This is a genomic window from Streptomyces sp. NPDC053431 (assembly GCF_044544925.1).
Classification (GTDB): Bacteria; Actinomycetota; Actinomycetes; order Streptomycetales; family Streptomycetaceae; genus Streptomyces.
The window spans coordinates 180,088-198,733 of the sequence record NZ_JBITXX010000012.1 but is presented as its reverse complement, the minus strand read 5'-3'; the positions used below and the strand labels follow the sequence as shown (position 1 = coordinate 198,733).

19 protein-coding genes are annotated in these 18,646 nt (G+C 72.2%); 2 read left to right on the top strand and 17 right to left on the bottom strand.

The window, feature by feature from the left end:
• Positions 1 to 4: 4 nt before the first annotated feature.
• Both ACIGXE_RS26170 and pyrR read right to left on the bottom strand, forming a co-directional pair.
• The gene (locus ACIGXE_RS26170; RefSeq protein WP_399751326.1) at positions 5 to 988 is read right to left on the bottom strand and encodes an aspartate carbamoyltransferase catalytic subunit; all 984 of its coding nucleotides are present in this window, start codon (positions 986 to 988) and stop codon (positions 5 to 7) included.
• 84 nt (positions 989 to 1,072) lie between these two features.
• A complete protein-coding gene (pyrR, locus tag ACIGXE_RS26165; protein ID WP_399751325.1) occupies positions 1,073 to 1,642 on the bottom strand; it encodes a bifunctional pyr operon transcriptional regulator/uracil phosphoribosyltransferase PyrR in 570 nt (189 codons plus the stop codon).
• 245 nt (positions 1,643 to 1,887) lie between these two features.
• Between pyrR and bldD the strand changes: the two genes are divergently transcribed.
• Complete coding sequence (gene bldD / locus ACIGXE_RS26160; protein WP_189976704.1) at positions 1,888 to 2,388, top strand: transcriptional regulator BldD; 501 nt, start codon at positions 1,888 to 1,890, stop codon at positions 2,386 to 2,388.
• A 232-nt stretch (positions 2,389 to 2,620) separates the two neighbouring features.
• Here bldD and nusB read toward each other — a convergent pair whose 3' ends face one another.
• From nusB to ACIGXE_RS26085, 15 genes are all read right to left on the bottom strand, one after another.
• Positions 2,621 to 3,052, bottom strand: coding sequence for a transcription antitermination factor NusB (nusB, locus tag ACIGXE_RS26155; RefSeq protein WP_399751324.1), 432 nt, complete (start codon positions 3,050 to 3,052; stop codon positions 2,621 to 2,623).
• 2 nt (positions 3,053 to 3,054) lie between these two features.
• Entirely contained in the window at positions 3,055 to 3,621 is a 567-nt protein-coding gene (efp, locus tag ACIGXE_RS26150; protein WP_391112532.1) for an elongation factor P, read from the bottom strand.
• Positions 3,622 to 3,670: 49 nt separating this feature from the next.
• Positions 3,671 to 4,777 carry an aminopeptidase P family protein gene (locus tag ACIGXE_RS26145; RefSeq protein WP_399751323.1) on the bottom strand — a complete coding sequence of 369 codons (1,107 nt, stop codon included), beginning with the start codon at positions 4,775 to 4,777 and terminating at the stop codon, positions 3,671 to 3,673.
• 167 nt (positions 4,778 to 4,944) lie between these two features.
• Positions 4,945 to 5,883 carry an AAA family ATPase gene (locus ACIGXE_RS26140; protein ID WP_399751322.1) on the bottom strand — a complete coding sequence of 313 codons (939 nt, stop codon included), beginning with the start codon at positions 5,881 to 5,883 and terminating at the stop codon, positions 4,945 to 4,947.
• Between the two features lie 127 nt (positions 5,884 to 6,010).
• Positions 6,011 to 6,457, bottom strand: a complete 447-nt coding sequence (aroQ, locus tag ACIGXE_RS26135) for a type II 3-dehydroquinate dehydratase (protein WP_399751321.1) — start codon at positions 6,455 to 6,457, stop codon at positions 6,011 to 6,013.
• Positions 6,454 to 7,548, bottom strand: coding sequence for a 3-dehydroquinate synthase (aroB, locus tag ACIGXE_RS26130; RefSeq protein WP_399751320.1), 1,095 nt, complete (start codon positions 7,546 to 7,548; stop codon positions 6,454 to 6,456). The genes aroQ and aroB overlap by 4 nt, the downstream gene beginning before the upstream one ends.
• A complete protein-coding gene (locus tag ACIGXE_RS26125; protein ID WP_399751319.1) occupies positions 7,545 to 8,063 on the bottom strand; it encodes a shikimate kinase in 519 nt (172 codons plus the stop codon). The genes aroB and ACIGXE_RS26125 overlap by 4 nt, the downstream gene beginning before the upstream one ends.
• Positions 8,060 to 9,244 carry a chorismate synthase gene (gene aroC, locus ACIGXE_RS26120; RefSeq protein ID WP_399751318.1) on the bottom strand — a complete coding sequence of 395 codons (1,185 nt, stop codon included), beginning with the start codon at positions 9,242 to 9,244 and terminating at the stop codon, positions 8,060 to 8,062. Before aroC ends, ACIGXE_RS26125 begins: the two co-directional genes overlap by 4 nt.
• A 131-nt stretch (positions 9,245 to 9,375) precedes the next feature.
• Positions 9,376 to 9,609 carry a hypothetical protein gene (locus tag ACIGXE_RS26115; RefSeq protein ID WP_399751317.1) on the bottom strand — a complete coding sequence of 78 codons (234 nt, stop codon included), beginning with the start codon at positions 9,607 to 9,609 and terminating at the stop codon, positions 9,376 to 9,378.
• A gap of 29 nt (positions 9,610 to 9,638) precedes the next feature.
• On the bottom strand, positions 9,639 to 10,466 hold the full coding sequence (locus ACIGXE_RS26110; protein ID WP_399751316.1) for a shikimate dehydrogenase: 828 nt from the start codon (positions 10,464 to 10,466) through the stop codon (positions 9,639 to 9,641).
• The gene (gene mltG / locus ACIGXE_RS26105; protein ID WP_399751315.1) at positions 10,466 to 12,250 is read right to left on the bottom strand and encodes an endolytic transglycosylase MltG; all 1,785 of its coding nucleotides are present in this window, start codon (positions 12,248 to 12,250) and stop codon (positions 10,466 to 10,468) included. The genes ACIGXE_RS26110 and mltG overlap by 1 nt, the downstream gene beginning before the upstream one ends.
• 101 nt (positions 12,251 to 12,351) lie before the next feature.
• Positions 12,352 to 12,816, bottom strand: a complete 465-nt coding sequence (gene ruvX / locus ACIGXE_RS26100; protein ID WP_365342788.1) for a Holliday junction resolvase RuvX — start codon at positions 12,814 to 12,816, stop codon at positions 12,352 to 12,354.
• A 2-nt stretch (positions 12,817 to 12,818) separates the two neighbouring features.
• Positions 12,819 to 15,488, bottom strand: coding sequence for an alanine--tRNA ligase (gene alaS, locus ACIGXE_RS26095; RefSeq protein ID WP_399751314.1), 2,670 nt, complete (start codon positions 15,486 to 15,488; stop codon positions 12,819 to 12,821).
• Positions 15,488 to 15,844 (bottom strand): hypothetical protein, encoded by a 357-nt coding sequence (locus ACIGXE_RS26090; protein ID WP_399751313.1) that lies wholly within the window; start codon positions 15,842 to 15,844, stop codon positions 15,488 to 15,490. Before ACIGXE_RS26090 ends, alaS begins: the two co-directional genes overlap by 1 nt.
• Positions 15,845 to 15,849: 5 nt before the next feature.
• Positions 15,850 to 16,284, bottom strand: coding sequence for a DUF948 domain-containing protein (locus ACIGXE_RS26085; RefSeq protein WP_399751312.1), 435 nt, complete (start codon positions 16,282 to 16,284; stop codon positions 15,850 to 15,852).
• 177 nt (positions 16,285 to 16,461) lie between these two features.
• Here ACIGXE_RS26085 and ACIGXE_RS26080 point away from each other — a divergent pair, with 177 nt between their 5' ends.
• A complete protein-coding gene (locus tag ACIGXE_RS26080; protein ID WP_399751311.1) occupies positions 16,462 to 18,636 on the top strand; it encodes an ATP-binding protein in 2,175 nt (724 codons plus the stop codon).
• The last annotated feature ends 10 nt before the right edge of the window (positions 18,637 to 18,646 follow it).

The window sequence follows — 18,646 nt, the reverse complement described above, 5'->3', positions numbered from 1 at the left end:
GGTCTCAGCTCTCCTCGGTGGGACGGGCGGTGGCGGGGGTGGCGGGCTCGTAGCCGCCGAGCAGCAGGTAGAGGACGGCCATCCGGATGGAGACGCCGTTGGCGACCTGCTCGACGACCGTGCAGCGGTCGGAGTCGGCGACCTCGGCGGTGATCTCCATGCCGCGGACCATCGGCCCCGGGTGCATGACGATGGCGTGCTCGGGCATCTTCGCCATCCGGTGGCCGTCGAGCCCGTAGCGACGCGAGTACTCGCGCTCGGTGGGGAAGAAGGCGGCGTTCATCCGCTCTCGCTGCACACGCAGCATCATCACCGCGTCGGACTTCGGCAGCACGCTGTCGAGGTCGTACGAGACCTCGCAGGGCCAGGTCTCGACGCCGACGGGGACCAGGGTGGGCGGGGCCACCAGGGTGACCTCGGCGCCGAGGGTGTGCAGCAGGTCGACGTTGGAGCGGGCGACCCGGCTGTGCAGGACGTCGCCGACGAGGGTGACGCGCTTGCCGGCCAGGTCCTGGCCGAGGCCGGCGTCCCGGCCGACCAGGCGGCGGCGCATGGTGAAGGCGTCGAGCAGGGCCTGCGTCGGGTGCTGGTGGGTGCCGTCGCCGGCGTTGATGACGGGCGCGTCGATCCAGCCGGAGGTGGCCAGGCGGTACGGGGCGCCGGAGGCGCTGTGCCGGATGACGACGGCGTCGACGCCCATGGCCTCCAGGGTCTGCGCGGTGTCCTTGAGGGACTCCCCCTTGGAGACGCTGGAGCCCTTGGCCGCGAAGTTGATCACGTCGGCGGAGAGGCGCTTCTCGGCCGCCTCGAACGAGATGCGGGTGCGGGTGGAGTCCTCGAAGAACAGGTTGCAGATCGTGCGCCCGCGCAGGGTCGGGAGCTTCTTGATGGGCCGGTCGGCCACCCGGGCCATCTCCTCGGCGGTGTCGAGGATGAGGACGGCGTCGTCGCGGGTGAGGTCGGCGGCCGAGATGAGGTGACGCATCATCGGGGTTTTCACTCCTGGTGGGGAGGGTGAGGGCATGCGGGTGCGCAGGGGCGTGCCCTGGACCCGTCGGGTGTGCCGGTCCGGCTAGGAGGAGGCGGGCTTGCTGCCGAGCAGCACGGTGTCGCGACCGTCCTCCTCGGCGAGCTGGACCTTGACCGTCTCCCGCAGCGACGTGGGGAGGTTCTTGCCGACGTAGTCGGCGCGGATCGGGAGTTCGCGGTGGCCCCGGTCGACGAGGACGGCGAGCTGGACCGCGCGGGGGCGGCCGATGTCGCCGAGGGCGTCGAGGGCGGCGCGGATCGTGCGGCCGGAGAAGAGGACGTCGTCGACGAGGACGACGAGACGGCCGTCGACACCGTCACCGGGGATCTCGGTGCGGCCGATCGCGCGGGCCGGCTTCAGCCGCAGGTCGTCCCGGTACATGGTGATGTCCAGGGAGCCGACCGGGATCTTGGCGCCGGTGATGGACTCGAGCTTCTCCGCGAGCCGGCGGGCGAGGAAGACACCGCGGGTCGGGATGCCGAGGAGGACCACGTCGTCGGCGCCCTTGGCGCGCTCGACGATCTCGTGGGCGATGCGGGTCAGAACCCGCGCGATGTCGGGGGCCTCGAGAACGGGCCGGGCCACATCGGTGTGCTGCTGCTGTGCGTCCATGTGAAAACGGACCTCCTTCTCCGCCTCACGGGACGGACCTTAAAGGACGTCGGAATTGCGCCGTCCACCTTACCAGGGGTGGCGGTGTGCCCAGCTCACCCCCCGTGCGCCGCTCCGGGCGCCGTACCTCGGGAGAGGGCGGTATGGACCATTCGGCTTGACGGGAGAGTGTCACGCTGCGTAACCTCACAGTGAGTTACCAGCCGCGCGGCGCAGCCGCAGTCGTCACAGCGTCCGGGAGCGTTATGTCCAGCGAATACGCAAAGCAGCTCGGGGCCAAACTCCGTGCGATCCGCACCCAGCAGGGCCTTTCCCTCCATGGTGTGGAGGAGAAGTCCCAGGGCCGCTGGAAGGCGGTCGTGGTCGGTTCGTACGAGCGTGGCGACCGTGCCGTGACCGTGCAGCGTCTGGCCGAGCTGGCGGACTTCTACGGGGTGCCGGTGCAGGAGCTGCTGCCGGGCACCACGCCGGGCGGCGCCGCCGAGCCGCCGCCGAAGCTGGTCCTCGACCTGGAGCGGCTGGCCCACGTCCCCGCGGAGAAGGCCGGGCCCCTCCAGCGCTACGCGGCGACGATCCAGTCGCAGCGCGGCGACTACAACGGCAAGGTGCTGTCGATCCGCCAGGACGACCTGCGCACCCTTGCCGTGATCTACGACCAGTCGCCCTCGGTCCTGACCGAGCAGCTCATCAGCTGGGGTGTCCTCGACGCGGACGCGCGCCGTGCGGTCGCCCACGAGGAGAACTGACCCGACAGGTCAGCGCAGAAACGTGCCGCCGGGGCCCCGGGAGTCATCACGACTCCCGGGGCCCCGGCGTTTCGCATGCCTCCGCACGCCTCTTTCACCCGTTCGGCGGTACGACGACGAACGGATGACGGACCACCGGCGGACAGGGCGAACGGGACACGCGAGGGAGACACGGCGAAGGGGCCCGCAGCACGCGAGGTGCTGCGGACCCCTTCGACTGCCGGGGAGCCGCTCAGGCGTCCCGGCGCAGGCGCGGCTTCAGGTCCTTGAAGCGCGCGAGCAGGCCGTTCACGAAGGTCGGCGACTCGTCCGTGGAGAACTCCTTGGCGAGCTGCACGGCCTCGTCGATCGCCACCGCGTCCGGCGTGCCGTCCTCCCAGATCAGCTCGTACGCGGCGAGGCGCACGATGTTCCGGTCGGCGACGGGCATGCGATCGAGGTCCCAGTCCACCGCGTAGGTGGCGATGAGCTCGTCGATCCGGGCCACGTGCTGGGCGTAGCCCTCGACCAGCTGCATGGTGAACTCGTTCACCGGCGGCTGGCGGTCGTCGGTCCGGTGCATCCGGACCTGGTCCGCGAGGACTTCCTGCACCGAGGCACCGCGCTGGTCGGCCTCGAACAGAATCTGGAAGGCCCGCCTGCGGGCCTTGCTCCGGGCGGCCACGGTTAGTCGTTCACCCGGCCGAGGTAGTCGCTGGTGCGGGTGTCGACCTTGATCTTCTCACCGGTGGTGATGAAGAGCGGGACCTGGATCTCGTGGCCGGTCTCCAGGGTGGCGGGCTTGGTGCCACCGGTGGAGCGGTCACCCTGGACGCCCGGGTCCGTGTGCTGGATGGTCAGCGTGACGGCGGCCGGGAGCTCGACGTAGAGCACCTCGCCCTCGTGCTGCGCCACGGAGGCGGTGAAGCCCTCGATGAGGAAGTTGGCGGCGTCGCCGACGGCCTTGCGGTCGACGTGCAGCTGGTCGTAGGTCTCCATGTCCATGAAGACGAAGTAGTCGCCGTCCATGTAGGAGAACTGCATGTCGCGGCGGTCGATGGTGGCCGTGTCGACCTTCACGCCGGCGTTGAAGGTCTTGTCGACGACCTTGCCGGACAGCACGTTCTTGAGCTTGGTGCGCACGAAGGCCGGGCCCTTGCCGGGCTTGACGTGCTGGAACTCGACGACGGACCAGAGCTGGCCGCCTTCGAGCTTGAGCACCATGCCGTTCTTGAGGTCGTTCGTGGAAGCCACGGTTGCGGAATCTCCTGGACTGACGTGGGACCGGGAGGCTTACGCGCCGCTACAGCGCGAGCAGCTCCTTGGTCGTGATGGTGAGTAGCTCGGGTCCGCCGTCCGCCTCCTGGCGTACGACGAGCGTGTCATCGATCCGGACCCCGCCCCGGCCCGGGAGGTGGACCCCCGGTTCGACGGTGACCGGCACACAAGCGTCCAGTTTACCCATGGCCGCGGGTGCGAGCTGCGGGTCCTCGTCGATTTCCAGGCCGACGCCGTGCCCGGTGAGGGCCGTGGCGACGTCGCCGTGGCCCGCCGCGGCGAGAATCTGCCGCGCCGCGCGGTCGACGTCCCGGTACGCGGCGCCGGGCACCAGGGCCTCGCGGCCGGCCCGCTGAGCGGCGAAGACGAGATCGTACAGCTCGATCTGCCAGTCCGCGGGGGTGGTGCCGATGACGAAGGTGCGGCCGATCTCGCAGCGGTAGCCGCGGTAGTTGGCGCCGAGGCAGACGGAGAGGAAGTCGCCCTCCTCGACCCGGCGGTCGGTGGGCCGGTGTCCGGCCCGCCCGGAGTGCGGCCCGGTGGCCACGGAGGTGGCGAAGGCGGGCCCGTCGGCGCCGTGGTCGACGAGCCGGCGCTCCAGTTCGAGGGCGAGGTGCCGCTCGGTCCTGCCGACCAGGATCGACTCCAGGAGCTCGCCGAGGGCCTGGTCGGCGATCTCGGCGGCGATCCGCAGACAGGCGATCTCGTCCTCGTCCTTGACGATGCGCTGCTGTTCCACGGCGTACGAGAGGTCGGCGAGGCGCAGCCCCGGGGCGACCGAGCCCATGGCGCGGTGCCGGGCCACGGTCAGGTGGTGCTCCTCGACGGCGAGGGCGTCGGCGCCCGCCTTACGGGCGAAGTCGACGCCGGCGACCGCCGGATCGCCGCCGCCGGTGGGCAGCACCAGCTGGCGCAGCATCTCGTCGACCCGCCCGTCGGCCGGGTCGCCGCCCGGCGCGGTCGGGCAGAGCAGCACGTCCTCGTCGGGGCCGAGCAGCAGCACGGCGCCGGCGGGCGATCCGCCGGTGAGATAGCGGACGTTGGCGGGGCGGGAGACCAGGGCGGCCGGGCTTCCCGCGGCCATGCACCGGTCGCGCAGCCGTAGACGCCGGTCCGCATACACCTCTGACATGCTTCCGAGCCTACGAGCGGCCGGGCCCGGTGGCCTGTTGTGAACGCCCGACCGGGCAGCGGCCGTGCGGGCAGCGGCCGTGCGCCGTACCTGCGGCACCGGGTCGCCGGGGCGGGTCGGGGGCGTCAGGCCGTACGGCCCGCGGGTCGAGCCGTGCGGACCGCGGGTCAGGCCGGGGGCCGGCCGGATATCGCGCGGGCCAGGACGTCGTCCAGGACGCGGGCGGTGGTCTCCACGTCGTACGTCGAGTTGTCGATGATCGGGAGTCCGGAGCCGTACCAGCCGGCCATCCGGCCGTGGATGGCGGCGACCTCCTCGTCCGAGAGGCGCCGGTTGCCGCTGCGTTCGGCGTTGCGCTCCAGGACGACGTCGAGACCTGGGAGCAGGACGACGGGCAGCAGGCCGGGCCCCACGTGGCGCTTCCAGCCGCCGAGGCCGACGACCGGCCAGTCGGGGAAGACGGCGTCGTCGAGGATGCAGGAGATGCCGTTGGCGAGGAAGTTGCGGGCGGCGAAGCCGCAGGTGCGGCGGGCGAGCCGGTACTGGGCCTCGGAGTTCTCGTTCCACCCCGACTGCGGGTCGGCGAAGCCGGAGCAGACCCATTCGCGCACGTCGTCGAGGCTGATGTGGGCGGTCGGGACCGGGCGCCGGGCGGCCCAGTGGCGGGCGACGGTCGTCTTGCCGGCGCCGGCCGGGCCGATCAGCAGCACGGCGAGGGTGGCGGCACCGGTGCCGGTCACGGCGGGCGGCATGGTGATGTGCCCGGTGACCTGTCCGCCTCCCCACCCGGGCGGCGGCCCCTGAGGAGCGGCGGCGGCATGCGGGGCCGGAGCGGGACCCGGGGCATGGGAGGCCGGGGCCTGCGGGGCCGGGGGTCCTTGGGGGCTCGGCGGGGCCGGGGGGCCCTGGGGGCTCGGCGGGGCCGGGGGGCCCTGGGGGCTCGGCGGGGCCGGGGGGCCCTGGGGGCTCGGCGGGGCCGGGTACGGGTGGTGCGCCGGGACCGGCGGGTGACCGCCCTGGGCCCGGGCTCCGGGGGCCCCGGCGCCCCAGTGGGCCTGGCCCGCGGCTTCGTGCGGTGGCAACGGAGCCCCCATCCCGTGCTGCATCCGGTGCCCCACTCCGTCCCTGCGCCGATGAATCCGTCGTTGCCGGAACGTTACCGCCCCCGGCTTCCCGAGGGGAAACGGCCGGGGGCGGATCGACGTGCCCGCAGGGGCGCCGCGGTGACACCGGTCAGGCGCCGAGCTCCTCCGCGAGCGCGCGCAGGGCGAGCCGGTAGGAGCCGATGCCGAAGCCGGCGACGGTGCCGGTGGCGACGGCGGCGACCACCGAGGTGTGGCGGAACTCCTCACGGGTGTACGGGTTCGAGATGTGCACCTCGATCAGCGGCGCGGTCCGCTGGGCGGCCGCGTCACGCATCCCGTACGAGTAGTGGGTGAAGGCGCCCGGGTTGAGGACGACCGGGAGCGAACCGTCGGCGGCCTCGTGCAGCCAGCGGATCATCTCCCCCTCGTCGTTGGTCTCGCGCACCTCGACGTCGAAGCCCAGCTCCTCGCCGAGGCTCCGGCAGGACTCGACGAGCCCCTTGTAGGAGGTGGCGCCGTAGATGTCGGGCTCCCGGGAGCCGAGGCGCCCGAGGTTCGGGCCGTTCAGTACGAGGACGCGACGCCGCTCGGTCACGCGGACACCTCGCCGTACGCCGCGACGAGGACGGCCGGGTCGGGGCCCTCCAGGACGACCGGCTTGCCCAGACCGTCGAGGACGATGAAGCGCAGCAGGTCGCCGCGGGACTTCTTGTCGACCTTCATGGTCTCCAGGAGCTTGGGCCACTGGTCGCCGCGGTAGGTGAGCGGCAGCCCGACCGACTCCAGGACGGCGCGGTGCCGGTCGGCGGTGGCGTCGTCGAGACGGCCGGCGAGCCGGCCGAGCTCGGCGGCGAAGACCATGCCGACGGAGACGGCGGCACCGTGGCGCCACTTGTACCGCTCGTTCTTCTCGATGGCGTGCGCGAGCGTGTGCCCGTAGTTGAGGATCTCGCGGCGGCCGGACTCCTTGAGGTCGCCGGACACGACCTCGGCCTTGACCCGGATCGACCGCACGATGAGCTCGGCGGTGTGCGGTCCGGCCGGGGTACGGGCGGCCTCGGGGTCGGCCTCGATGAGGTCGAGGATGACCGGGTCGGCGATGAAGCCGGCCTTGATGATCTCGGCGAGCCCGCTGACGTAGTCGTGCACGGGCAGCGAGTCGAGCGCGGCAAGGTCGCACAGCACCCCGGCGGGCGGGTGGAAGGCGCCGACGAGGTTCTTGCCCTCGGCGGTGTTGATGCCGGTCTTGCCGCCGACGGCCGCGTCGACCATGGCGAGGACGGTGGTGGGCACGGCGATCCAGCGCACGCCCCGCAGCCAGGTGGCGGCGACGAAGCCGGCCAGGTCGGTGGTGGCGCCGCCGCCGACGCCGACGATGACGTCGGTGCGGGTGAAGCCGGTCTGGCCGAGCGCCTTCCAGCAGTAGGCGGCGACCTCGGCGGTCTTGGCCTCCTCGGCGTTGGGCACCTGGATGGCGACGGCCTCGTAGCCCTGGTCGGCGAGGTCGGCGCGCAGCGCCTCGCCCGTCTCGGCCAGCGCCTCGGGGTGGATCACGGCCACCCGCTTGGCCCGGGGACCGATCAGGCCGGGGAGCTCACCGAGCAGCTGCCGGCCGACCAGCACCTCGTACGGATCGGTGCCCGCGGAGCCGCCGACCTGGATACGGGTCACTGCCTGGTCCGTCATACGTCCTTCAACTCCAGTGCGTCGAGGATCGCGTCGGCGACCTCTTCGGGCGTGCGGTCGTCGGTGGCGACGACGGCGCTCGCGACTTCTTCGTACAGATGGCGGCGCGCGTCCATCAGCTCGCGCCACTGGCGGCGCGGGTTGACGGCGAGCAGCGGGCGGGCGGCGCCGAGGCCGACGCGGCGCACGGCCGCCTCGACGTCCATCGACAGGTAGGCGACGGGCAGCTCGCTCAGCAGGGCACGGGTGCCCGCGTCGAGCACGGCGCCACCGCCGAGCGCGAGGATGCCCTCGTGCTCGGCGACGGCCTTGCGCACGGCCTCGCGCTCCAGGGCGCGGAAGTGGTCCTCGCCGTCCTCGACGAAGATGTCCGCGATCTCGCGGCCCTCGGCGGCGACGATGTCGGCGTCCGTGTCCCGGTAGGGCGCGCCGAGCCGTTCGGCGAGGAGCGCGCCCACCGTGGACTTGCCGGAGCCCATCGGGCCGACGAGGACGACCAGCGGGCCCCCGGTCACCGGATGTGGAGGTTGTCGAGGTAGGACCGCACGTTGCGGCGGGTCTCGGGGACGCTGTCGCCGCCGAACTTCTCCAGGACGGCGTCCGCCAGGACCAGCGCGACCATCGCCTCGGCGACGATGCCGGCGGCCGGCACGGCGCAGACGTCGGAGCGCTGGTGGTGGGCCGCGGCGACCTCGCCGGTGGCCACGTCGACGGTCGCCAGGGCGCGCGGCACGGTGGCGATCGGCTTCATCGCGGCGCGGACGCGCAGCAGCTCGCCGGTGCTGAGGCCGCCCTCGGTGCCGCCGGCCCGGCCGCTGCTGCGGGTGAGGCCGTCGGGGCCCTTCACGATCTCGTCGTGGGCCTGGGAGCCGGGGACGCGGGCGAGCTCGAAGCCGTCGCCGACCTCGACGCCCTTGATGGCCTGGATACCCATGAGGGCGGCGGCGAGCCGGGCGTCGAGGCGCCGGTCCCAGTGCACGTGGGAGCCGAGGCCGACGGGCACGCCGTAGGCGAGGACCTCGACGACGCCGCCGAGGGTGTCGCCGTCCTTGTGGGCCTGGTCGATCTCGGCGACCATCGCCTTCGACGCGTCGGCGTCGAGGCAGCGCACCGGGTCGGCGTCGAGCTTCTCTACGTCGGCCGGGGTCGGGTACACGCCGTACGGGGCCTTGGCGGAGGCCAGCTCCACGACGTGCGAGACGATCTCGATGCCGGCCGTCTCCTTCAGGAAGGAGCGGGCCACGGCGCCGAGGGCCACACGGGCGGCGGTCTCCCGGGCGCTGGCGCGCTCCAGGATCGGCCGGGCCTCGTCGAAGCCGTACTTCTGCATGCCGGCCAGGTCGGCGTGGCCGGGGCGCGGGCGCGTGAGCGGCGCGTTGCGGCCGGTCTCCTTGAGTTCGGAGGGGTCGACCGGGTCGGCCGACATGACCTTCTCCCACTTGGGCCACTCGGTGTTGCCGACCATCACGGCGATCGGCGAACCGAGGGACAGCCCGTGCCGGACGCCACCCAGGAAGGTGACCTCGTCCTGCTCGAACTTCATGCGGGCACCGCGTCCATAGCCGAGACGCCGCCGCGCGAGATGGTCCGCCACCAGCTCCGTGGTGACCGGAACGCCGGCCGGAAGTCCCTCAAGGGTTGCAACCAGCGCGGGTCCGTGGGACTCCCCCGCCGTCAGCCAACGCAACCTGCTCAACGATGCTCCTCATGCTCGCGCCTGGGCACTGCGACGGCGCGACCTGGGTGCGCGGCCCTGGTCCGCCTCCCCCGATCCTCCCACGTCCGGGGATCCGATCGATCTCCGGTCCACGGGTCGGAACGCATGTCTCACGAGTCGGGTGAGGCGTCCGCCTCCTCCGCCGGCTCGCTCCCCCGCGGCCACCACCGGTCGCGGCACCAGCTCCAGGCGATGTACAGGGCGAGTCCGGACCCCAGCGCGATGGCCGGATAGCGGACCCAGTCCGGCCCGTCCATCAGCACGAACCCGATCACACCCCGTATCAGCCGCAGGAGATCGACCGCGATGTCCCACTTCGACGCGAGCAGCACGTCGCCCCCCATGATCTGTACGTCCCCCTCGGATCCACGGCTCAGCGCTCGGCGAGCGCCTGCTCCCCCGCCGCCCGCATGGCGGCCAGCGGCCCCGGGACGCGGCCGGTCATCTGCTCCACCTGGAGCACCGCCTGGTGCACGAGGAGGTCGAGCCCGCCGACGAGCTTCCCGCTCCGCGCCGACCAGGCGGCCGCGAGCCGGGTGGGCCACGGGTCGTACAGGACGTCGAACAGGGTGCCGGGCGCGTCGGGGACGGCCGCGGCCAGGGCGTCGGTGGTGCCGGCCGGGGTGGTGGCGATCACCAGCGGCGCGGCGAAGGCCTCCGCCGCGTCGTCCCAGGCGGCGGTGCGCACGTCGACGCCGAGCCGCTCGCCCCAGCCGCGCATCTCGTCGGCGCGGGCCTCGCTGCGGACGTACGCGGTGACGGGACCGGAGCAGATCCGGGCGAGTGCGGCGAGGGCCGAGGAGGCGGTGGCACCCGCGCCGAGGACGGCCGCGGAGTCCACCTTCTCGACGCCCCGCTCGCGCAGCGCGGCGATCATGCCGGGGATGTCGGTGTTGTCGCCGACGCGGCGGCCGTCCTCGGTGAGGACGACCGTGTTGACGGCCTCGACCGAGGCCGCGGTGTCGGTGATCTCGTCGAGCAGCGGGATGATCGCCCGCTTCAGCGGCATGGTCAGCGACAGCCCCGCCCACGAGGCGTCCAGCTCTTCCACGAAGCCGGGGAGCGCGGCCTCGTCGACCTCGAACCGGCCGTACGACCAGTCGTCGAGACCGAGCTCCCGGTAGGCGGCCCGGTGCAGCACCGGGGAGAGCGAGTGGGCGATGGGCGATCCCAGGACCGCCGCCCGGCGCGCTGCTGCCATCAGTTCTTCCTCGACTCGTTGAACTTCTCGACGAGCTTCTGGTGCTCCGCGTTCGTCTTCGTGAACTGCGAGGTCTTGCCGTCGAGGGAGATGAAGTAGTACCAGCCGTCGCTCGTCGGGTTGACCGTGCCCGTGATGGCCTCGGCACCGGGGTTGCCGATCGGACCGGGCGGCAGGCCCTTGACGAAGTACGTGTTGTACGGGTTGTCGTACTTCCGCAGCTCCGCCAGGGAGAGGTCGAGCTTGCTCTGGTTCTTGATGTAGTTGTACGTCGAGTCGAACTCGAGCCCGCCGTAGGTCTGCGGGTTGTTCGGCTTGAGGCGGTTGTAGACCACCTCGGCCATCTTGCGGAAGTCGTCGTGCGAGGTGCCCTCCGCCTGGACCAGGCTCGCGATCGTGACGAGTTCCCAGGGGCCGTCGACGCCGAGCGCCTTCGCCTTGCCCTCCAGGTCGAACTTCCCGTACTCCTGGTTGGCGCGGCTCACCATCTTGCGGAGCACGTCCTCGGGCTTGTTGCCCTTGGCCACCGGGTAGCTCGCCGGGAAGAGGAAGCCCTCCAGCGGGTCCTTGACGTTCTTGTGGTCCTTCGCCCAGTCCGGGAGGCCGAGCTCGTTCGCCTTGGCCTTCGCGATGCCCTGGGTGGTGCCGGGTTTGAGGTCGAGCCGCTTGTCGACCTGCTCGTACACCCAGACGTTCCGCCGGCCCTCGGGGATGACGAAGTTGCTCTGGCTCACCGGGTCGAGCATCAGAGCGACCGCGCTCTCGGCGGACATCCCCTTCTTCAGGGTGTAGACGCCGGCCTGGATCGTGATGCCCTTGGGGTTCTTCTGCTGGGCGGAGACGAAGGCGTCGACGCTCTTGACGACACCGGCCTTCTTGAGGACGTTGCCGATCTCGTAGCCGCCGGCCCCCTTGGGGATCTCGACCTGGACGTCTCCGCTGCCCGTGCCCTCGTAGTCCGGCGCGGCACCGAACTGGCCCTGCCAGAACTGGTAGCCGAAGTAGCCGATGCCGCCCACGCCGCCGACGATGACGGCGGCCACCACCAGGCAGGCCATGCCGTTCTTCGCCTTGCGGCCCTTGTTGCCGCGGCGGTCGCCGCCGGAGCGGGAGCCGCGGCGGCCGCCCGGCTCCTCCTCGTACGCGTCGTCGTCGTACTCGTCCTCGGCGTACTCGTCCTCGCGGTCCTCGCGGCCGCGACGCCGGCGGGTGCCCTGGGCGGGCTCCTCGCCGGTGAAGAAGGGATGGTCCTCCTCCTGCGGTTCCGCCTCCCAGTCCGTGGCCGGCTGCGGCGGGACCTGCCGGTGGCCCGGCGGCTGCGGCGGCGGGTACGCCTCGGGGGTGCCGTAGAGGTCCGGGTTCTGGCCGCCGTAGGGATCGGCGGGAGGAGCGTTGTACGGCATGGCCGCCTGGCCGGTTTCCCAGGTGCCGTCGTACTGCTGTGCGGGATACCCGGGCGTGTCGTAACCGCCCGGGTTCCCGTACTGCTGTCCGCCGTACTGCTGCGCGCCGTACTCCTGGTTGCCGTACTGCTGTGCGCCGTACTGCTGCCCGTCGTACCGCTGCTCGTGCTGCCCGTCGTCGTAGCTCTGCGGCTGTTGGGGGTACGTGCCGTCGGCATACGCCTGCTGCTGTCCGTACGGGTCCTGATGGCCCTGAAGCCCCTGGTGACCGTACTGCGCCTGCTGCGGGTACTGCTGCTGGCCTTCCCACCCCTGGTCCCCGTACAGCGGGTCCGTGGGGTGCCACGGTTCGGAGCCGGGGCTCCGGCCATACTCAGTCATCGATCCCCAAACAGCCGCGAGGCTTCCGGACGTTCCGCCTCTACGTTGTGCGGCAGCTGTTCGAACACCGCCGCATCGCGCGGAACGTTACCGTATCGCGATCAGATGACCACTTCGACGCCCTCGCCAGGCGGATTACCTGATACCCGTTCGGACTCAAGAGCGTTCTGAAGGATGATCACAGCGGCGGCCTGGTCGATGACGGAGCGCCCCTTCTTGGACTTCACGCCCGAGGCCCGCAGGCCCTGGGTCGCCGTCACCGTCGTCATGCGCTCGTCCACGAGCCGGACCGGGATCGGCGCGATGCCCTTGGCCATCTCCCGGGCGAAGGCGCGGACCTTGGTCGCGGCCGGGCCCTCCCGCCCGCTGAGCGAGCGGGGCAGACCCACGACGACCTCGATCGGCTCGTACTCCTCGACGATCTGGCGCAGCCGCCGGTGGGCGGCCGGGACGTCACGCCCCGGCACGGTCTCCACCGGCGTCGCGAGGACCCCGTCGGGGTCGCACGAGGCGACCCCGATCCGGGCGTCCCCGACGTCGACCGCGATCCGGCGGCCTCGACGCATCGTCACGCGATCTCCAGCACCTGACGCTCGACGGCCTCGATGGCCGCGCCGACGGCCTCCGGGTTCTGACCGCCGCCCTGGGCGACGTCCGGCTTGCCGCCACCGCCGCCGCCGAGGGTCTTGGCGGCCGTGCGGACCAGCTCGCCGGCCTTGAAGCCGCGCTCGCGGGCGGCCTCGTTGGTGGCGATGACCGTGAGCGGCTTGCCGTTGGCCGTGGTGAAGAGGGCCACGACGGCCGGGCGGTCGGAGGGGATCCGGCCGCGGACGTCGAGGACCAGCTTGCGCAGGTCGTCGGCGCCGGTGCCGTCCGGCACCTGGCCGGTGACCAGGGCCACCCCGCGGACGTCCTGGGCGGAGTCGACCAGACCGGCGGCGGCCTGCAGGACCTTCTCCGCGCGGAACTTCTCGATCTCCTTCTCGGCGTCCTTCAGCTTGCCGAGCATCGAGGAGATCTTCTCCGGCAGCTCCTCCGGGCGGCCCTTGACCAGCTCCTGGAGCTGGGCGACGACCGTGTGCTCGCGGGCGAGGAAGTGGTAGGCGTCCACGCCGACCAGGGCCTCGATGCGGCGCACGCCGGAGCCGATGGAGGACTCGCCCAGCAGCTTCACCAGACCCAGCTGGGCGGTGTTGTGCACGTGGGTGCCGCCGCACAGCTCCTTGGAGAAGTCGCCGATGGTGACGACGCGGACCTTCTCGCCGTACTTCTCGCCGAACTCGGCGATGGCGCCCTGGCGCTTGGCCTCGTCGATCGGCATGACCTCGGCGTGCACGTCGAGCTCGCGGGCCAGCACCTCGTTGATCTTCTGCTCGACGTCCGTGAGGACGGTGCCGGGCACGGCGTTCGGCGAGCCGAAGTCGAAGCGGAAGCGGCCCGGGGAGTTCTCCGAACCGGCCTGGGCGGCGGTCGGGCCGAGGGCGTCGCGCAGCGCCTGGTGGGTCAGGTGGGTGGCGCTGTGGGCGCGGGCGATGGCCCGGCGGCGGCGCACGTCGATGGCGGCGTAGGCGGTGGAGCCCACGGTGACCTCGCCGACCTGCACCGAGCCCTTGTGCACGGAGACGCCGGGGACCGGCTGCTGCACGTCGCGGATCTCGATGACGGCGCCGGAGTGCAGCTTGATGCGGCCGTGGTCGGCGAGCTGACCGCCGCCCTCGGCGTAGAAGGGGGTGCGGTCGAGGACGACCTCGACCTCGTCGCCCTCGGTGGCGGCGGGCGAGGGGATGCCGTTGACCAGCAGGCCGACGACGGTGGTCTCGCCCTCGGTGTTCGTGTAGCCGGTGAACTGGGTGGCGCCGGCGGTGTCGGCGATCTCGCGGTACGAGGTGACGTCGGCGTGGCCGGTCTTCTTGGCCAGGGCGTCGGCCTTGGCGCGCTCCCGCTGCTCCTTCATCAGGCGGCGGAAGCCGTCCTCGTCCACGGAGAGGCCCTGCTCGGCGGCCATCTCCAGGGTGAGGTCGATCGGGAAGCCCCAGGTGTCGTGGAGCAGGAACGCCTTGTCGCCAGAGAGGACCGTGCCGCCGGCGGCCTTGGTCTCGGTCACGGCGGTGTCGAGGATGTTGGTGCCGCCCTTGAGGGCCTTCAGGAACGCGGCCTCCTCGGCGAGGGCGACCGTCTCGATGCGCTTGCGCTCGGTCTCCAGCTCCGGGTACTGCTCGCCCATGGTCCTGATGACGGTGTCGACGAGCTCGCCGACGACCGGGCCGGTGGCGCCGAGCAGGCGCATGTTGCGGACGGCGCGGCGCATGATGCGGCGGAGCACGTAACCCCGGCCCTCGTTGCCGGGGGTGACGCCGTCGCCGATGAGCATGACGGACGTGCGCATGTGGTCGGCGACCACGCGCAGCGAGACGTCCGAGTCGTGGGCCTTGCCGTAGGCGACGCCGGTGAGCTCGGTGGCCTTGTCGATGACGACCTTGAGGGTGTCGGTCTCGTACATGTTCTGCACGCCCTGGAGGATCATCGCCAGGCGCTCGAGGCCGAGACCGGTGTCGATGTTCTTGGACGGCAGGTCGCCGAGGATCTCGAAGTCCTCCTTGCCGATGCCCTGGCCCCGCTCGTACTGCATGAAGACGAGGTTCCAGATCTCGACGTACCGCTCGTCGTTGACGGCCGGGCCGCCCTCGACGCCGAACTCGGGGCCGCGGTCGTAGTTGATCTCGGAGCAGGGGCCGCAGGGGCCCGGGACGCCCATGGACCAGAAGTTGTCCTTCTTGCCCAGCCGCTGGATGCGCTCGGCGGGGACGCCGACGACGTCGCGCCAGATCTGCTCGGCTTCGTCGTCGTCCTGGTAGACGGTGATCCAGAGCTTCTCCGGCTCGAGCCCGTAGCCGCCGTGCTCGACCGAGGTGGTCAACAGCTCCCAGGCGAGCTTGATGGCGCCTTCCTTGAAGTAGTCGCCGAAGGAGAAGTTGCCGCACATCTGGAAGAACGTGCCGTGGCGGGTGGTCTTGCCGACCTCTTCGATGTCGGGGGTCCGCACGCACTTCTGCACGCTGGAGGCGCGGGTGTACGGCGGCTTGACCTCACCCAGGAAGTAGGGCTTGAAGGGCACCATGCCGGCCGGGACGAGGAGCAGAGTCGGGTCGTCCGCGATGAGCGACGCCGAAGGGACGACGGTGTGCCCGCGCTCCTCGAAGAAGCTCAGCCAGCGGCGGCGGATTTCAGCCGACTCCATCAGTGGTCCTCATTCCGGTTGTACGAGAGCGAATACGTGGTGGTGTTGGGGGTGGTGCGCGGTCCGAGCTCGGCCCTGCGGCGCGGTGCGGGGAGGGCCCGGTCCTGCTCGTCGACCGGGGCGTCCAGGCCCAGGGCCTCGCCGAGCTCGGCCTCCCGCTGGAGCATGTTCGCCCGTACGTCGAGGGCGAAGCCGACGGCGCGGTCCTTCAGCTTGTGACCGGCCTCGACGGCCTTGTCGGCGGCCTGGGCGGCCAGACTCTCCGGCGTCAGCCGCTTGAGCGTGCGATTGACCTTGGTGGTGGCCCACACACCGGCGGCCGCGCCCGCGGTGAACCAGAACGTACGGCGGAACATCGTGCTCAGCCCTTCTGCTTCCGGCGCCTGGCGGACGGCAGGGTGCGACCGACGATCACAGTACGCCGCTCGGCGGCGCTCGGCGCGTCCTGGCGCCCCCGGCCGCCCAGCGCCTTGCGCACCCCGTAACCGAAGGCGGCGACCTTGACGAGCGGGCCGCCGAAGGTGGACGCGACGGTGGTGGACAGCGCGGAGGCGTTGGAGGTGACCTCCTGGACGTCCGAGGCGATGGAGTCGACCCGGTCGAGCTGGGTCTGCGCGGAGCGCACGGTCGCGGACGCGTCGGCGAGCAGCGGGACGGCCTGTTCGGTCACGTCCGCCACCAGCTTGGTGGTCGCCTTGAGTGTCTGCGCCAGCCTCACCAGCACCACGGCCAGGAAGGAGACGAGGATCGCCCAGAACACGGCCACCAGGATCCCGGCAACCTCACCACCGGTCACTCCGCACCGCTCTCTGCTGTCGTCGGGCCCCGGACGGTCGTCGGACCCGTGCTGATAAACGTCCTCCGACCCTATCGCGCCGGAGGTCTCCCGCCGTACCGCATTACCGCTTGTGGGAGGGGAGTTGTACGGGACCGATTGTACGGAGCGCTTCTGGATGAGTACGCTCCGTGTCCCATGCGACGGAGCAATCTCCCTGCGGAGCTGAACCGGTTCGTGGGACGGGCCGCGGAGCAGGACGAACTGGCGGGAATGCTCGCCGAGTTCCGGCTGGTGACGGTGGTCGGGGTGGGCGGCGTCGGCAAGACCAGACTCGCGCTGCGGGCCGCGGCGGCACTGCAGAAACGCTACGTCGACGGGGTGCGGCTCGTGGAGCTTTCCTCGCTGCGCCACCCGGAGCTGGTGGCGCACGCGCTGGTCGAGGCGCTCGGTCTGACCGACCACACGCGGCGCGGGCCACGCGAGGTGCTCCGGGAGCATCTCGCCGAGCTCCGGCTGCTGCTGGTGGTGGACGGTTTCGAGCATCTGGTGGAGGAGTGCGCGGAGCTGCTGCGGGAACTTCTGCTGGGCTGCCCGGGGCTCACGGTGCTCGCGGCGGGGCGCCGGCCGCTGCGGGTGGACGGCGAGGCGGTGCTGTCGCTCGCGCCGATGGACGACTCGGACGCGATGGCCCTGCTGTCGGGACGGGCGGCGGAGGCGGGGGCGGTCGCCCCCGGCGATCCGGGGACGCTGCGGGAGCTGTGCCGGCGGCTGGACGGGATTCCGCTGGCGCTCGAGCTGGCGGCGGCGCGGCTGCCGCTGCTCACGGCGGAGCAGATGCTGCGGCGGCTCGACGACCGTTTCCGGCTGCTCGACCGCGGGCGGCGCGGCGCGCCGCCCCGGCACCGGACGCTGCGGACTGCGATCGGCTGGAGCCACGAGCTTTGCACACCGGAGGAGCGGCTGTTGTGGGCGCGCCTCTCGGTGTTCGCCGGCCCCTTCGATCTGGAGGCGGTGGAGTACGTCTGCGGGGGCCCGGAGCTGCCCGCGGACCGGATGGTCGACGTGCTCGGGGAGCTGCTGGCGCAGGCGCTCGTGGCCCGTGAGGACACGCCGGCGGGTCCGCGCTACCGGATGCTCGACACGGTCGCCGCGTACGGGGCGGAGTGGCTGGCGGCGCTGGGCGACACGGAGCGGATGCGGCGCCGGCACCGGGACTGGTTCATGGGGCTCGCCACCTGGTGCGAGCTGGAGTGGTTCAGCCCCCGGCAGGCGGAGGTCGCGGCCTGCGCGGACGTGGCGCTGCCGAATCTGCGGGCGGCGCTCGAACTGTGCCTGGAGTCGGCGCAGGACGCGGCTCTGGCCCGGCATCTGGCCGGCACGCTGTGGTTCTACTGGGTGGGCTGCGGACGGCTCTCCGAGGGCCGGCACTGGCTGGACCGGGCGCTCGGCGCGGCCGCGTCCCCGTCGGTCGCGGAGCACGAGGACGCCCGCCTGAAGGCGCTGTGGGTGCTCGGTTACGTGGCGATCCTGCAGGGCGACGACACGGCGGCGGTGGCGGCGCTGCACGAGTGCGGGGAGCGGGCGCGGGACACGGGGAACGCGGTGGCGGAGGCGTACGCGACGCACCGGATGGGCTGTCTGGCGCTGCTCTCGGACGACGCGCCGCGGGCCGAGGAGCTGATCGGGCGGGCGCTCGCGGCCTACCGGGAGCTGGGCGAGCTGAACAGCAACGTGCTGATGGGCCAGGTGGAGCTGGCGATGGCGCGGGCCTTCCAGGGGGATCTGGAGGGGGCGGTGGCGCTGTGCGCGGAGGTGCGGGAGATCTGCGAGGAGCGGGGCGAGCGCTGGACCCGGGCGTACGCGCTCTACGTGCTGGGCTACGCGGCGCTGACCGGCGGCGATCACGCGGCGGCGCGCGAGCTGCTCGCCGAGTGCGTGACGATCGACCACGCCTTCCACGACCTGGTGGGTCTGGTGCTGGCGCTCGAGCTGCTGGCGCTGGTGACGCTGTCGGAGGGGGACGCGGCGGAGGCGGCGGTGCTGCAGGGGGCGGCGATGCCGGTGTGGGACGCGGTGGGTCTGCCGCTGTTCGGCTCGGCGCAGTTCAACGGGGCGCGGACGCTGTGCGAGCGGCAGGCGCGCGAGGTGCTCGGCGCCGAGGCCTACCGGGCCTGGTACCGCGAGGGCGAGGGGCTCTCGCTGGACGCGGCGGTGGAGCGGGCGCTGGCCGTGCGCCGGGATCCGGCCGTGATCGCGGGGAGGGCCGGGGCGCGGGCGCCGCGGCCGTTCCGGAGCCGGCGGGCACCGGTCCCGAACACGCGGAAGCCCGCCGGCTCCCCCTCCGGCAAGGGCGGGGAAGCGGCGGGCTGAACACCGCGGG